This window comes from Niallia sp. FSL K6-0212, assembly GCF_038007605.1.
In the GTDB taxonomy this organism is placed as follows: Bacteria; Bacillota; Bacilli; order Bacillales; family Cytobacillaceae; genus Niallia; species Niallia circulans.
In genome coordinates this window covers 1,818,485-1,833,183 of sequence record NZ_JBBOXL010000001.1, presented here as the reverse complement: position 1 = coordinate 1,833,183, position 14,699 = coordinate 1,818,485, and the positions used below count along the sequence as shown (strand labels likewise).

Below are 14,699 nucleotides of genomic sequence, written 5' to 3'. Positions count from 1 at the left end.
ACAAAAAACGAACGTTATTTTATTACAAAGTAGGAGTATTAGGAAATAACAGATATTTATCTTAATCCCCAGTGATTTCGGTTCCATAGATAGGAGCTTCCTTTTGAAAAAAACACCTAAAATATTCCATGCATTTGAGCTAGTTCAAACTTCCGGATGAAATTCATACTAATTTATAAAATATTTGCTTCCTATAAAATCGCAAGAAATTATTAATAAAATTCACTAAATTTGTTGCAGAATAATACGCTTAGAAAAAATAAGGAAAATAAATAGCTACTGTTAAAATAAGGGATAGAATAATGAAAATAATCTGTCCTAGAATCACAGAATTCACTTTTAAGGTGAATATCTTAACACTTCCTGTTTCCATTCCCGTCCATCCTTTATTGCCTGCGTTTAATAGATTATTTGTTTGATTTATATTTAGACCAAATAACCAGTACACACCAAAGATAAGTACACTCCCTACTAACACTAAATCTGAAAACCTCCATCCTATTAACTTGGACACAACATAAATAAGTGTTGCCTCTATTAATATGGTTATGATGATAACTATTAGCTTTTTCATACAATTCCCCCCTATTTTTTATCTATTCAACTCTCTTAAAGACTTGAGTTATCATAAACAGCTGGAAAATAAATATATGTATACTATTCAAAATTATCACATTAAATATTCATTTTCAATTTTTTTGAAAATTAACCTATTTTTACATAATGAAAACCCACTCTCGTGCTAGAAATGCAAAAAATTGGCTGGCAAGAGTTCGGTTATTACCGATTTATGCCAACCAATTCACTATTTAAAATATATATTGTTTAAGTTATATTAGCCTACTATCCCTGTCTCATCAGCATTCTTCGATTCGAAATCATCAAGCATAGCACGGACATCATCAGAAGATTGCGTACTCATCAATTGATTTCTCAATTCACTTGCCCCTCTAAATCCTTTCACATAAATCTTGAAAAAACGGTGAAGGGCTTTAAAAGATCGTGTTTCTAATTCCTGTGAATATTTGTCATGAAGATCCAGATGTAATCGTAATAGATCAAGCAGTTCTTTACTGCTATGCTCTTTCGGTTCTTTTTCAAAGGCAAATGGATTTTTAAAAATACCGCGCCCTATCATAACACCATCCACTCCATATTTCTCAGCCAGCTCCAACCCAGTTTGACGATCAGGAATATCACCGTTAATCGTTAAGAGTGTATTTGGTGCCACACGATCACGAAGTTTTTTGATTTCTGGAATCAATTCCCAATGTGCATCCACTTGACTCATTTCTTTTCTTGTACGCAGATGTATCGAAAGATTCGCGATATCTTGTTCCAAGATATGTGTTAACCAGTCCTGCCATTCCTCTATCTCCGTATAACCAAGTCTTGTCTTAACACTGACAGGCAGCCCGCCTGCTTTTGCTGCTTGCACAATTTCCGCAGCAACCTCTGGACGGAGGATAAGTCCGCTTCCCTTCCCTTTTGCTGCGACATTAGGAACAGGACAGCCCATATTGATATCGATTCCCTTGAAACCAAGCTTGGCCATGCCTATACTCATTTGTCGAAAATATTCAGGCTTGTCTCCCCAAATATGTGCAACCATTGGCTGTTCATCTTCTGTAAAAGTCAAACGTCCACGTACACTCTGTGTTCCCTCGGGATGACAATAACTCTCCGTGTTAGTGAACTCCGTAAAAAACACATCAGGTCTAGCCGCCTCACTGACTACATGACGAAAAACAACATCCGTCACATCTTCCATCGGGGCTAATACAAAAAATGGCCGTGGTAATTCACGCCAAAAATTATCTATCATATAAAACTCAGTTCCTTTCATATAGATCCAAGATTAAACTTCTCGTCTCATAATTAAAACGAAAAATATCCCTTCCTACTTGATCCTTTCGTTTCAACAAGTTATATCATCCGATCACTTAAATCGAAAATTTATCATTTATTAGTAAAATCTTTTAAAATTATACCGTCTTCTATATTAAAAGGCTTTAATTCCTCTGTCAAATCAGTATATCTCTTGCCTGTTATAAGTCCCCTCAGTACTGGAAAAAGACTAAAAATATCTTCTTATAAAGGTCTAAAATTTACATCCTTTTCATATTTAAAATAAGAAGGGTTTTTCCAATGCAGTAATTTTTTGAAGCATACATCCATTTCCAAGAAATTCTTTTACCCCTTTCTTAAGATTCTTGATTGGCCCCTCCAGCTAATCTGGTTCATCCGCTTGTAAACAATCATCCTCCCTTTTACAAACAACACATATTTCCCAATCATTACGTTCACCTAACATTTTATACTCACAACAAGGACAAGCAACTATTCTTTTTCTTTTGTTTATCAATATATCCATTTCTTACTCCCATAATAATCTACGGTGGATAAGTTTTATTCTTGATGATCAAAACATTTTCTTCTATTCGCTTTCTTTGTATAATAAAATATATCAATATGCCTCTGTAGCTATAGAAGGGAAGAGCGCCGGAAAACATTGTTGGTACCGGGTCGCAAGGCAAGGGTTTCAGAAGCACCGAAAAGCAAAAAAGCTGAGGCAGGTGAAATTCCTAGCCGGTGAAAGTCCGTAGGGAAGCGTGTTCCCCCTAGCCTATGCTTACGAAAGGAGTGCGGGTTCGAATCCCGTCAGAGGCATCCTATTTTCCTCTTTCTTACCACCAACCGTATCACTAGTTAATAATCCAAAGGATGATGGTATCTGTGTTTAAATCTGAATTTGCTAGCTTGATTACCAATCTAGTATGTTATATAATCCCTCTTATTTTCCTTTTCCACTCCTCAACTCTTGGTACTTGATTTAAGGTGGTCGCCATGCTCGCATTTTCCCTCAGAGCAGCGTATGACATCGCAAAGTACCGTAGAAATAAATCTCATGATTCTTAACAGCTTTCTTGATGAAAAATCTACTAAAATATACCTATTATCACAATTAATCAAGGAATAAATACCTGATTGTCAGCCACTTCTTTTTCCCTGTTTTTAACAATTTTCCCATTATCCATTTACTTTAAGACGACTTAATTTTAAACTAAAAAAAAAGTCTGATTGAGGTGGTTTCCTTGAAATTTAAATCAATAATCTGTTTCCTTAGACGAAATCATAAATTTAGTTATTACTCAAATAGCTGTATTAGGTGCGGGAAAAAAAAATCTCATTAGGGATTCTTCTGTCCTCACTCTCCCAACTGATAGAAGGAGAGTGAAAATCTAATCTATGATGATACTATCATGTAACCCCCACCCCTATTTCTACGTTCATCAGGATCCAAAACATTCTAAATAAAATGCTATTTGTTGAGTTTTAATCTCCATAACAGCTGTACTTTATAAACCGTAAATTGAAAATAGACAATTTCATTACTCAGTTAGATGAAAGTAATTTTTTGTGGAAAACTTCTAATCATTTTTATTGTTTATTAATGGTTTATCCACAAATTAATCAAGTCAAAGTGGTAGAAAATACTAAATATGAATGAGCAATAGAACTTAAAAGATCGAGGAAATTAACATAAACGGGATGAAAATCATAGCAAAACAAAATGAAAAATAGTCCTTCGTTCAGCTACGAGGACCCAAGAATTTAATAAAGTAATAATAATGTTGGCAAAATTCATTTTTATAATCCTAAGTATCCCCAACTCTGCAAGCTAGTGCGACCTGGAAAGTACCATCATGAGTGTTTCATAGGATATGAAGCTTCTCACTTGAACCACTTGGGAAATTCACAATGTTGAAAGTGAAAAATATTACCTAAAATTATGAAAAATAACAATATAAATAAGAAAGAGAAGCTGAGACTTTGGTCAGCTTCTTTTTCTTATTTATAGTTAAAAGTATAAAAATATAGAATAGCGTTAAAAGCATTTACAAATATTAACTATATTAAATAGATGCTATAAGAAAGAGGTATCAGCATGGTTAATAATAAAGTTTTAACTTCTGTTGAATATGGAGCTTTATGGACGACTTATCAAAAGAAAACCATGATTTTGTGTTTTCTACAATATTTTATTGAAAAGTCAGAAGAACCAAAAGCGAAGGATTTAATGAAAGGGCTTCATGATAAATTAAATACTAAAGTTAACGAAATTAGAAATATATTAGAGGGTGCCGGTGCTATAATACCAAATGGTTTTACGAATGATGATGTATATTTAGATGCTCCGGTATTGTTTGAGCAGGGTTTTGATATTATGTTTTCTAGAATCCTAAAAGAGATTAGCATGGGAATGTATGTTTTACACACAACCATCTCTTATCGACCTGACATTATTAATTTATATAGATCTTTAACAGAGTTAACACAGAAATATTATTATTATTTTACGGAATATTTATTAGATCATAAATTAATGTTGAATCCACCTGTAATAAATATGCCACATTCAAAAAGTTATATTGAAGATCCAAGCTATATGAAAGGAACAAATATTTTTGGGAATAAAAGAAACTTCAATGTCGTCGAGTATGGATTACTTTATCATTCACTAGAATCAAACGTATTGGGGATGCAATTAATGAAAGGATTTGCTCAAACTTCTGCCAATTCAGATGTAAAAGAGTATTTTCAAAAGGGGTATGAACTAGCAAAGAAAATTTATTTGGAAACAGAGGAAATGCTGCTAAACAGTGATATTCTGACACCATCTATTGTGAGTAGAAAAGTAACATCTTCTACTACTGCTCCATTTTCAGATAAGTTAATGATGTTCTGCACATATTTGTTGAATGGATTTAGTATAGGTGGACAAGGATTTGGAGCAGTGTTTTGTCTGAGGAACGATGCTATACTTCAGTCAGGAGTTTTTGCGAAAGATGTTCTCTCATTTGGTTTAAAGGGAGCGCGAATAATGATGGAAAGAGGTTGGTTAGAAGAACCTCCTAGTATGAATAACTAAATAAGAAAGAAAAGGAACATCAAATGACTTGGTGTTCCTATTTGTATTTTATATACCCTCATACCACAACCCTATTTCAGCATAATGTAATACAAGGAGGGTGGGGTTGCGGGCAAATGATTATTTTTATAGTAAATTTTCTACTGCAAATAATAGGAATACAATAAATCATAATATGAGGAAAATATTTGGTGATTGGCTGACTCCTTGAAATGGAGAGCTTATTTATTTATTATTTCGGATTATTTATTTTATCACAAATCGTACAACAGTTACGAGGCCCTTAACTTGATTTTTGCTACACAAACAGGAAAACCCAGTTACCCTAGATCGTTAACAACTGAATTGAATAAAGCAATAAAAATTGCTACTGTTCCCAAAATTCGCTTTCATGACGTGATACTAGACATACTCACGCAACTATTTGTCTGGTAGCTGGTATGACATTAAAAGAAGTACAGGAACGCTTAGGACATAGCAGCATAAAAACTACCGGTGATGTTTATGCACATGTCACTGAATTAATGAAAGAAAAAACAGTTGATTTACTTGAGAAATTCATCTTAAAATAAGTTTTTTTGCAAGGTATGTGGTCAAAATGTGGTCAATGTGTACATACCTTGCATAAAAAACCTTGTTATTCTAACGTTAACCTCGCCACTGCCTCCACATGCATCGTTTGAGGAAACATATCCACAGGCTGCACTTCTTCTGTCTTGTAGCCACCATCCTCTAATATGCGCAGATCACGAGCTAAAGTCGCTGGATTACATGACACATAGACAACTTTCTTTGGCTTCATATCAAGAATTGTTTGCAGCAATGCTTCGTCACAGCCTTTTCTTGGTGGATCTACTACTAAAACATCTGCTTTATTTCCTTCTTTATACCAGTTGGGGATAACTACTTCTGCTTTCCCTACTGCAAAATCGACATTGTGGATATCATTTAAAACAGCGTTATTTCTTGCATCTTCAATTGCTTGTGGCACAATTTCGACTCCAAATACTTTACTTGCTTTTTTTGCCAAAAATAAAGAAATGGTGCCAATTCCACAATAGGCATCAATTACTTTCTCTTCTCCACTTAAAGCAGCATACTCCAATGCTTTCTCATAAAGCACCTTTGTTTGTTCCGGGTTTACTTGATAAAAAGAACGAGCTGAAATAGCAAATTTTACATCGCCAATATAATCCGTAATCGTCTCTTCTCCCCAAAGTACGCGAGTAGCATCTCCCATTATCACATTTGTTTTTTTGTTATTCACATTGTGGATAATCGATTTAATATTTGGTACTTTTTGAACAATTTCATCAACAATTGCTTTGCGATTGGGGATATCCTGTGTACGGCTAATTAAGACAATCATGATTTCCTTCGTAACCAGCCCTCTTCTTACCATAATATGGCGTAAATCTCCCTTATGATGAGCTTCGTCATATGCGCGGACTCCATATTTTGAACAAATATCTTTTACTGTATTTACGACATAATCATTTTCTTCTTGTTGGATGAGGCATTGTTCCATGTTAATAATTTGATGAGAGCGTTGTTGATAAAATCCACCAATGAGGCCACCTTCTTGTTCTCCAATTGGCACTTGGGATTTATTACGGTAACGCCAAGGGTTTTCCATCCCCAATGTTGGATGTACAATCGTTTTGATTTTTCCAATTCGTTCTAACACATCCTTCACATGTTTATGCTTTGTTTTCAATTGTCCTTCATAGCTTAAATGCTGTAATTGACAACCGCCGCATTCCTTGTAAATAAGGCATGGGGCTTCCACACGATAGGGACTTCTTTCTTTAATCTCTAGGAGGCGGCCAAAACCGTAATTCTTATTTGTTTTAATTACTTTTACAGTTGCTTTTTCACCTGGAAGTCCATTGGGGATAAAGAGGGGATAACCATCTATCTTTGCCACACCTGAACCTTCATGGGTTAAATCTTCAAAAACTATATCTATTATATCGTTCTTTTGAACGGGTAATGTTTTACTCATTATCGTCTTCCTTTACGTCGAGATTTCCGAAAAAAACAAGCGTGGTAATTGTATCATATTATGAGGAAAGCGTCATTGGTCTATGCATAATCTTTAATTATTATCCAAAACAAAAAGTGAGAGGATTCTTCCTCTCACTCCTTGTTATTGTCTGTTTGTAACTTCACTTTATAATCCTTGATATCTGGTCGGTCTTCATCACGAATCGCTTCAAGCGGCACAAATAACTCAAAGTGACGATATAAATTAATAAATTCAGCTGGCAGTAATCCGCCAAATTCTCCATCAAGATTTACTTGTACTTTCTCATCTGAGCTGACCTTTATATGGTTCGCATTCGTATAAATGACATTAGGATCATTTATATGTTCACCTCGTAAAGCAAGGGACGCAATTCGAATAAATTCTGCAAGGTTTGCCTTTTTTAAGATCAATAGAGAGAATAACCCATCATTAATGGATGCGCCAGGGGCTAACTTTTCAAAACCGCCAACAGAATTAGTCAGGCCTACAAGAAACAACATCGCTTCTCCATCAAATAACTTGCCGTCATACTCGATTCTGACATGCGAAGCTTTAATGAAAGGCAGCATTTCGATTCCTTTTAAATAGTATGCTAACTGTCCAAGCATGGTTTTCAATTTACTAGGAACTTCATAAGAAATTTCTGTTAAATGCCCGCCGCCGCTAATATTAATGAAGTATTTGTCATTCATTCTTCCAATATCAATCGGAATGGTATCGCCTTTTGCGATAACATCTACTGCACCTATGACATCTCTGGGAATATGCAATGCTCTTGCGAAGTCATTTGTCGTTCCTACTGGAATAATTCCAAGCTTTGGACGATATTCCTGTTCTGCCATTCCGTTAACAACTTCATTAATCGTTCCATCACCGCCTGCAGCAATGACGAGATCAAATCGTCTTTCTACGGCTACTCTCGCTGCATATGTTGCGTCCTCTGGTCCAGTCGTTGCATGGCAGGAAGTTTCATACCCTGCCTCTTCTAATCTTTTTAGCACCTCTGGTAAATGTCTTTTAAAAGCTTCCCGACCTGAAGTAGGATTATATATTATTCTTGCCCTTTTCATGTTCATCATCCTATAATCAAGATTCATTTTTTTCCATAACCAATAACATCATCATATACGATACTACTTGCTTAGGCAATGTTTAACTCTAGTTATTACCATGATATGTAACTTTTTCATGCTAAGTGTCCATGTTTCAAGCATCTTCCCACATTATAACCCAATCTATTAGTTCATCATACTTTTCTCATTCTTATTCCTGTTTTTTTCTATTAATCAAACGTTTGATTAACTTTTTTTCGCCCTTCCTTGCAGCTATTCATCCTTTCTAGAGGAATTCTGACAAAATAGAAAGACAGAAAATCGCTAGACAATGCCTTATTCAAAAAGAAAGATCTTCCTCAAATTAATCATCTGATTCCAATCTTTCCTCCTTATATTAATGATTTGTTATATCTAACGTACCACTATCAAAAATGTGAATGGATGAGCCCCCCTTCCCTTTTTGCAAAAATGCAGTAGTTATTTCTTCTACATGCTTCTCTTCTTTATTTGGAAATTCCCAATCCTCCTGTTCCCGATTGTTAATGAATGTATCATCTACGGAGACTTTCACATTTTTTGTTTCATCTAATATTAAATCAATTTGCGGAACATTATTAATTGTCCAATTGTTTTTTAAATCACGCGGATTTACTGTAATGTCATTTTGCAAATCAACAATATCTAACTTTTTGCTCGTTGGAACAAGAATAGTAGTATTCATAGAAGCATAGTCCTTGTAAAATTCAGAAACACGATATGGCAATTGCTTTAAACGGATAAATAACGTATCACCCTTTTGCGATACAAGCAGATAATCTTCCGGCTTTAAAACATCCTTCTTCTTCGATTGAACAGCTCGATAGGTTCCAAATAGAGAAAGGACATCATCGTTTGTTCCTTCAATCGTAATTGGATTTTGCTGATTGTCAGATTCAATGACAATTCTTTTAATATCATCCTTCATTGCATAATTAAATTCAGGTAAATCACTTGTTACTTCCTCTCTTTTTAACCCTTGTTCCACTATATCCATAATCCCTGATGATTGGAGAAATACCATCGCAATCCCAGCTGACCCAATTATTCCAACTATAATTATACTGAAAAGATCAAAGCTTAAATATGGTTTCTCTTGTTTAGAGGAAAACAAGTACAATAAAATTTCTATTCCAAGAATAACTAAAATAATTGGCCACCAAACTTTTAAAACAGTCACTATTTTCCAATCAAAAAACTGCGTAAATAATAGAAATACACCAAGAAATACTAATGATAAGCCCATCGAAAAAGTGCCCACTCGCCATGTTCGCATTCTCTTCTCTCCTTATGTAAGGCCTTAGCTATTTGAAACAGCTTCAAAAAAACCGAGGCCGTAATCTCTCTTTCCATAAACCACTTAGACTTTTTTCTTCTTCGTTCCTTTTAATAGATGAATACCACCGATAATAAGAACTAGACATACGATTCCTGTCTGGAAATATTGATAAAAGAAAAAGCGTAAATCCACATTGATTACATTTTGGATAATAGGTGAAAAGATCGGTAAAATAATATTAATCATTAAATAATATAAACCAATTACTAATAGACCAATTCCAAACCATTTTTGGTAGTTAATCAAATAAGCAATTACAGGGGTATCCTCTAACTCCTCTTCTCCAACTCTCGATGCCTTTTGTAATCCATCAAAAAAGCTGTAGAACCAAATAATCGGAATAACGAATAAAAATAGTCCTAACCTTAATTCATTAAGAATAAAAATAGAGAACAAGAATGCAGCCATTAGCTGAATCCCTCTTTGCTGTAATCCTAAATATAAATGCCCTGCTCCAGGAAACACAGATAAGAAGGTCGCAATAAATTTGCTTTTCTTTCCTTCTTCTCTGTTCTTTTCAAAGTCTTGGAAAATCGTAATATCTTCTAACTTTTCTCCATTCAGTTTTTTATTAAACTGCTGGGAAACGTCATAAAAACCGTAAATCCAAATAACTGGCAATATAGCTAAAAACAGAAGGAACTCGTTTGTATAGGTCAGAAACGCGATAAATATAATCATAATTCCTAAGCCTAAAAATGTCGTTAAAAGGGTTATTCCTCGGTAAACTAATCCTAGCTGGATATGCCCCAATCCAGGGACAAACGATAAAACAATCGTATAAAACCGCTCAGACTCCGTTGTTTTTGCTAATATAGGCGCAGTCTCCCCAGTTTCAGAATCCGCAGCAAAACTGACTCGTTTCTTTAAATAGCTGCTGGTCGTAATTAATGTGTCGATAAAACTAATGCAGTAGATAATAAAACCAATAAAAACTACTATAAATGTTAACTCATTGAAGTATCCTGAACTAAATATCACAATAGACATAAACGCTAGTCCAAATACTGCTAGCCCGTAAAAAAAGCCTCGCAGTTTTTTTCCAATATAGAACAGGCCGCCACCTGGAAAAAATGCTAAGATTGTCGCAACAATCGGGTTTTTCATTTTTTAACTTCCTCCTTCTTACTACCATCAAATGAATCCATCCAGGCAAATGTCTTATCCACTAAGCCACCTGATTTCGGCTCATTTTTTAAAGATACTTCCGTTTTTTGAATTGTTTCTGTATGTTTTACAATGGACTGAAAAAATCCTGCCGACATGAGAATCAAAGTAAGACTCGCGGCAATTGCATAATGGAATATGGATGACTGATAAAAAGGCCGTTTCTTTTCTTCTATTGTTTTTATCTCCATATTTTCATAGGATATTTTTTGCATAATATCATTCATAAAAGCTGCTTCATCTGAAATTGAAGGAAGGGTCTCCTCTTGCTTGTCTACTGCATCTATATATAATTCTAAGCATTGATCGCATGTATACAAATGATCTTCAAGCAGTGATCTTTCCTTCTCACTTAGTTCATCTTTTACATACTTCATCCAATAATCTTTAGAATAATGTGCGGTCATAAAAATTCTTCCTCCTTCCAATGCGTTTTGATCCAGAGTCTTGCGCGATACAACTTCGTTTCAATTGTTTTCACTTGAACATTTTGTTCTGCTGCCATTTCTTGATAACTTTTTTCTTGAATGTAAAAACCATAAATGACGTCCCTGTAATTAGCGGGGACTTCCTCCAGTCTTTTCTGCACAAGTCTTTGTCGTTCCCGCCTCAACACTTCTAATTCTACATCATCGGTCTGAGAGCCTCCTATATGGGATTCCAGTTCTTCTGCCATCTCTTCTTTTCTTCTTTGTTTTTTTCTTCTCATATCAATAGCATGATTGATAGCAATTCTTGTTATCCATGTTTTAAATCCTTGATTCTCATATTTGGGGAGAGAGGTATAGATTTTAATAAACACTTCTTGTGTAGCATCTTCCGCTTCTTTTTGGTCCTTTAAAACGCTGTATATCGAACGAAACAAGTAATCTCGATGCTTTTCCACTAACAAACGAAATGCGTGATCATTTCCTGCTTTTATCTTTTCAATTAATACTTGATCACTAATGGCCTCTCCCCCCTTTCCTGCCATTCTATATAATAGACGGTACTGGATTGTCATACCCCTACAGTTTTTTATTTTTTTCATAATTATGGACTCTCTTTTGTAATAGTATCATTATTACATGAAACTTTTTAGCCTTACTTTCGTATTTCATCTATAGCAAATTATCAAAAGGAGAATGTGCATGCATTATTTATTTGCATTACTAGCTTTAACACTGAATCCATTTATATGGAAAAGTCATTTTAATAAAAAAAGATTTCTTGTCTTTCAAATTACTCGCTTGTTCGCTGGGATTCTTATCATATTTTGTCTTGATTATTTTCAACTAATTGATCATTCTTTACAGGCTCTCTTTAAATTCGGCTCTATTTTCCTTGCCTTTTTCTTACTCTTAGACTTACTATTTGGAAAGGTAAAGGGATACAGAATAACTGGAATTTTATTCTTGTATTTTGTTTTATTCAGCCTGTATGTCCAATTTATTTATCCTTTAACGATTACTGGAGATAAATATCAGTTTGTTCAGGAAAAAACAACCGTTATTGATAAAGAAGCTGTTTCCACAAATGAAAAGCATATTGTCGTTGTTCCTGAAAGCTACGCACGCTATCGAAGTGAGAAAAAACTTGGAGAGGTTTCTCATCCTTCCTATTACGATTTAGGAACCTCTACCTTGCAAAAAATTGATGATCATCTGTATTGGGTAACACCGATTGAATATACCGGCTTCTTCAAATGGATCAAAGGGGAGGATGTACCTGGTTTTATTAAAATGAGCGCAGAGGATGAAAATGAGGATGCCATTTTGGTTAAATCATCCATGAAATATGTGCCCTCTGCATTCTTCCAAAAAGACTTAAAAAGATTAGTAAGAAGTAAGCATAAAGATACAATTTTACTTGAAGCCAGCTTTGAGCCAGACGATAATGATAAACCATATTATGTCGTGCCGTATGGTCAGTACAATAAATTCCGTGAGATAGTAGATATTAAAGGAATATATATTATTGACCCTGCCACTGGGGAAATAAAGGATTATGGAATGGACAATATACCTGATTTTATTGATCATGTCATTCCTACAAGTGTGGCGGAAGATTGGAATGAATGGTATGGTAAATATATTCATGGCTTCTGGAATACACTATTCGCAAAAGAAGATATGAAACTACCAACTGCTTGGGAAGATATGAATGAAGTAAATGGTGTTTTTAATGAAGACTTACAATTGCATTGGTTTACCGACTTCACACGTCCAAAATCAGATAGTGGAAGCATGGTCGGCTATTCGATGCTTAATGCTCGTACTGGTGCTCTTACCTTCTACACAGAGGCAAATGGATCTTTAAATGGAAAATCCGCCATAAATGTTGCAGAGAAAACCTTCCGTGCTCAAAAATATGAGGCTGGCACTCCGCTGCTCTATACGATTTATGGTCAGTTCACATGGGTTGTTCCGCTCATGGACAGCAATCATGTACTAAGAGAAATTATGTTAATCAACGCCAAGGATGAAAAAGTTTATAGTTATCATACAGAAAAAACAAAGCTGTTTAATGATTATAAATATGCGCTTGTCACCTTATTAAAGAATGATAAAACAGTTCCTAACAATATCGCGGACAAAAAAACAATCACTGGCACTGTCGACTATGTATATAAGGCAGAAGTAGAAAATAGCACGATTGTTAAATTTATGTTAGAAGGAAATAAAACCATTTTCCAAGTTTCATCAAATGATTTCCCATATAGTATTTTCCTAGAAAAGGGTATGCAGCTAACCGTAGATTATGTGGATACAGAAGAAATGATTGTTACGGTTGAAAAATTAAAAATTAGCAATCAAGAATTAAATTAATTAAAAGTTTTTCCGATGCAAGAACCTAAAAAGACTGGAACTTAACAAAAAAATAGTATCTATTGTTTATAATATAGGGAGAAGGGAACAAACTTCTCCCTCTTTCTGCATAGAATAAAAGAGGAGAACAAAGATAGTGTTTTAAACTAGTAAACTTCATTTATAGGAAAGGAGTAATGTATTTGCTTATTCTACTACTAGCTTCCTACTTAATTGGTTCTTTTCCGACCGCCTTAATTATCGGTAAAGTTTTTTATGGCATTGATATTCGGAAACATGGAAGCAATAATCCAGGAGCGACTAATTCTATTCGCGTATTAGGCAAAAAAGCCGGAATTGCTGTTCTTCTGCTCGATGTTGGAAAAGGAGCACTCGCTGCAAGTCTGCCCTACTTATTAATGGTAGATGTTAATCCCTTGTATACTGGATTAATAGCTGTTATTGGTCATTGTTTTCCAATCTTTGCAGGTTTTCGCGGCGGAAAGGCGATCGCTACAACTGCCGGCACCTTACTCATTGCTAATCCTGCTCTATTTTTGATTTCCTATTTTGCTTTCTTTGCTGTTATATTTATTACAAAATATGTGTTTCTTGGTAGTATTTCTGTTGGAATAACCATTTTCTTATATGCACTATTTTCACCCGATATCCAGCATGACTGGCTCTTTTTCTTGTATTTATTACTATTAATCTTTTTACATCGCTCTAATATTAAAAATTTTATTCATCACAAAGAACCTAAAGTAAATGATAAAAACATAAAAAAGGATCGAATTAACCCGAAGAAGATTGTCTAATCCCCTTCTTTGGACAAGCTTTTTAAAAAAATTGTTGATTATGAACTTTTCCTGGGAAATACTGTCGAATGATTGGCAATCAAATAAGGGAGTTGCTCTTTGGAGAGCAGCTCCTTTATTTTGTAGTTTTTTGGTGGTGGGGAGTGCTTGCTGGGATGATGTGGTTTGGCTGATTCTCCTTCTGCTTTGGCTGATTTCCCACTCACTTTGGCTGATTTCCTCCTCGCTTTGGCTGATTCCCCACTCACTTTGGCTGATTCCCCACTCGCTTTGGCTGATTCCCCACTCACTTTGGCTGATTCCCCACTCACTTTGGCTGATTCCCCACTCACTTTGGCTGATTCCCCACTCACTTTGGCTGATTCTCCACTCGCTTTGGCTGATTTCCTCTTCGCTTTGGCTGATTTCCTCCACACTCAGCTGCCATTTAACATCAGCTATTATAGAAATCTACTTAATCCCACCTTTATAATGCGATTTTTGTCATACTATCCTCCTTTCTCCATAAAAAAAGCTGCCAACAAAGAACATTTGCT

Annotated in this window: 14 protein-coding genes; 4 read left to right on the top strand and 10 right to left on the bottom strand. The window is 35.0% G+C overall.

Annotation, left to right across the window (positions count from 1 at the left end; translation table 11 throughout):
• Positions 1-250: 250 nt before the first annotated feature.
• The 3 genes from MHH96_RS08610 to MHH96_RS25600 form a co-directional block, all read right to left on the bottom strand.
• Complete coding sequence (locus MHH96_RS08610) at positions 251-574, bottom strand: hypothetical protein (protein ID WP_047941810.1); 324 nt, start codon at positions 572-574, stop codon at positions 251-253.
• A gap of 261 nt (positions 575-835) precedes the next feature.
• Complete coding sequence (locus tag MHH96_RS08605) at positions 836-1,846, bottom strand: tRNA dihydrouridine synthase (RefSeq protein WP_213087976.1); 1,011 nt, start codon at positions 1,844-1,846, stop codon at positions 836-838.
• Between the two features lie 384 nt (positions 1,847-2,230).
• Positions 2,231-2,374, bottom strand: coding sequence for a CPCC family cysteine-rich protein (locus MHH96_RS25600; protein ID WP_082138301.1), 144 nt, complete (start codon positions 2,372-2,374; stop codon positions 2,231-2,233).
• A 1,575-nt stretch (positions 2,375-3,949) separates the two neighbouring features.
• On the opposite strand from MHH96_RS25600, the gene MHH96_RS08600 reads away from it, so the two are divergent.
• Both MHH96_RS08600 and MHH96_RS08595 read left to right on the top strand, forming a co-directional pair.
• A complete protein-coding gene (locus MHH96_RS08600; protein ID WP_047944986.1) occupies positions 3,950-4,933 on the top strand; it encodes a DUF3231 family protein in 984 nt (327 codons plus the stop codon).
• Positions 4,934-5,373: 440 nt separating this feature from the next.
• Positions 5,374-5,505, top strand: coding sequence for an integrase (locus MHH96_RS08595; RefSeq protein ID WP_047944987.1), 132 nt, complete (start codon positions 5,374-5,376; stop codon positions 5,503-5,505).
• A gap of 65 nt (positions 5,506-5,570) precedes the next feature.
• On the opposite strand, the gene rlmD is transcribed toward MHH96_RS08595, so the two are convergent.
• The 6 genes from rlmD to MHH96_RS08565 all read right to left on the bottom strand — a co-directional run bounded on the left by rlmD (position 5,571) and on the right by MHH96_RS08565 (position 11,589).
• Complete coding sequence (gene rlmD, locus MHH96_RS08590; protein WP_047944988.1) at positions 5,571-6,938, bottom strand: 23S rRNA (uracil(1939)-C(5))-methyltransferase RlmD; 1,368 nt, start codon at positions 6,936-6,938, stop codon at positions 5,571-5,573.
• Between the two features lie 134 nt (positions 6,939-7,072).
• Complete coding sequence (locus tag MHH96_RS08585; RefSeq protein ID WP_047944989.1) at positions 7,073-8,032, bottom strand: diacylglycerol kinase; 960 nt, start codon at positions 8,030-8,032, stop codon at positions 7,073-7,075.
• 379 nt (positions 8,033-8,411) lie between these two features.
• On the bottom strand, positions 8,412-9,329 hold the full coding sequence (locus MHH96_RS08580) for a hypothetical protein (protein ID WP_053215822.1): 918 nt from the start codon (positions 9,327-9,329) through the stop codon (positions 8,412-8,414).
• An 84-nt stretch (positions 9,330-9,413) separates the two neighbouring features.
• The gene (locus MHH96_RS08575; protein ID WP_047944990.1) at positions 9,414-10,499 is read right to left on the bottom strand and encodes a hypothetical protein; all 1,086 of its coding nucleotides are present in this window, start codon (positions 10,497-10,499) and stop codon (positions 9,414-9,416) included.
• The gene (locus MHH96_RS08570; protein WP_047944991.1) at positions 10,496-10,966 is read right to left on the bottom strand and encodes an anti-sigma factor family protein; all 471 of its coding nucleotides are present in this window, start codon (positions 10,964-10,966) and stop codon (positions 10,496-10,498) included. Before MHH96_RS08570 ends, MHH96_RS08575 begins: the two co-directional genes overlap by 4 nt.
• On the bottom strand, positions 10,963-11,589 hold the full coding sequence (locus MHH96_RS08565) for an RNA polymerase sigma factor (protein ID WP_309325827.1): 627 nt from the start codon (positions 11,587-11,589) through the stop codon (positions 10,963-10,965). The genes MHH96_RS08570 and MHH96_RS08565 overlap by 4 nt, the downstream gene beginning before the upstream one ends.
• 100 nt (positions 11,590-11,689) lie before the next feature.
• On the opposite strand from MHH96_RS08565, the gene MHH96_RS08560 reads away from it, so the two are divergent.
• Together MHH96_RS08560 and plsY are read left to right on the top strand one after the other, a co-directional pair.
• Positions 11,690-13,366, top strand: a complete 1,677-nt coding sequence (locus tag MHH96_RS08560; protein ID WP_047944993.1) for a hypothetical protein — start codon at positions 11,690-11,692, stop codon at positions 13,364-13,366.
• A 176-nt stretch (positions 13,367-13,542) separates the two neighbouring features.
• A complete protein-coding gene (gene plsY / locus MHH96_RS08555) occupies positions 13,543-14,163 on the top strand; it encodes a glycerol-3-phosphate 1-O-acyltransferase PlsY (protein ID WP_341117088.1) in 621 nt (206 codons plus the stop codon).
• A 38-nt stretch (positions 14,164-14,201) separates the two neighbouring features.
• Here the strand turns inward: plsY and MHH96_RS08550 are convergent, their stop codons facing one another.
• Positions 14,202-14,516 carry a hypothetical protein gene (locus MHH96_RS08550; RefSeq protein WP_172885217.1) on the bottom strand — a complete coding sequence of 105 codons (315 nt, stop codon included), beginning with the start codon at positions 14,514-14,516 and terminating at the stop codon, positions 14,202-14,204.
• Between the last annotated feature and the right edge of the window lie 183 nt (positions 14,517-14,699).

What these genes read in the sequence shown, in the direction of transcription:
- MHH96_RS08610 (WP_047941810.1), bottom strand. Translation starts at nt 574, where the DNA reads ATGAAAAAGCTAATAGTTATCATCATAACCATATTAATAGAGGCAACA.
- MHH96_RS08605 (WP_213087976.1), bottom strand. Translation starts at nt 1,846, where the DNA reads ATGAAAGGAACTGAGTTTTATATGATAGATAATTTTTGGCGTGAATTA.
- MHH96_RS25600 (WP_082138301.1), bottom strand. Translation starts at nt 2,374, where the DNA reads ATGGATATATTGATAAACAAAAGAAAAAGAATAGTTGCTTGTCCTTGT.
- MHH96_RS08600 (WP_047944986.1), top strand. Translation starts at nt 3,950, where the DNA reads ATGGTTAATAATAAAGTTTTAACTTCTGTTGAATATGGAGCTTTATGG.
- MHH96_RS08595 (WP_047944987.1), top strand. Translation starts at nt 5,374, where the DNA reads ATGACATTAAAAGAAGTACAGGAACGCTTAGGACATAGCAGCATAAAA.
- rlmD (WP_047944988.1), bottom strand. Translation starts at nt 6,938, where the DNA reads ATGAGTAAAACATTACCCGTTCAAAAGAACGATATAATAGATATAGTT.
- MHH96_RS08585 (WP_047944989.1), bottom strand. Translation starts at nt 8,032, where the DNA reads ATGAAAAGGGCAAGAATAATATATAATCCTACTTCAGGTCGGGAAGCT.
- MHH96_RS08580 (WP_053215822.1), bottom strand. Translation starts at nt 9,329, where the DNA reads ATGCGAACATGGCGAGTGGGCACTTTTTCGATGGGCTTATCATTAGTA.
- MHH96_RS08575 (WP_047944990.1), bottom strand. Translation starts at nt 10,499, where the DNA reads ATGAAAAACCCGATTGTTGCGACAATCTTAGCATTTTTTCCAGGTGGC.
- MHH96_RS08570 (WP_047944991.1), bottom strand. Translation starts at nt 10,966, where the DNA reads ATGACCGCACATTATTCTAAAGATTATTGGATGAAGTATGTAAAAGAT.
- MHH96_RS08565 (WP_309325827.1), bottom strand. Translation starts at nt 11,589, where the DNA reads ATGAAAAAAATAAAAAACTGTAGGGGTATGACAATCCAGTACCGTCTA.
- MHH96_RS08560 (WP_047944993.1), top strand. Translation starts at nt 11,690, where the DNA reads ATGCATTATTTATTTGCATTACTAGCTTTAACACTGAATCCATTTATA.
- plsY (WP_341117088.1), top strand. Translation starts at nt 13,543, where the DNA reads ATGTATTTGCTTATTCTACTACTAGCTTCCTACTTAATTGGTTCTTTT.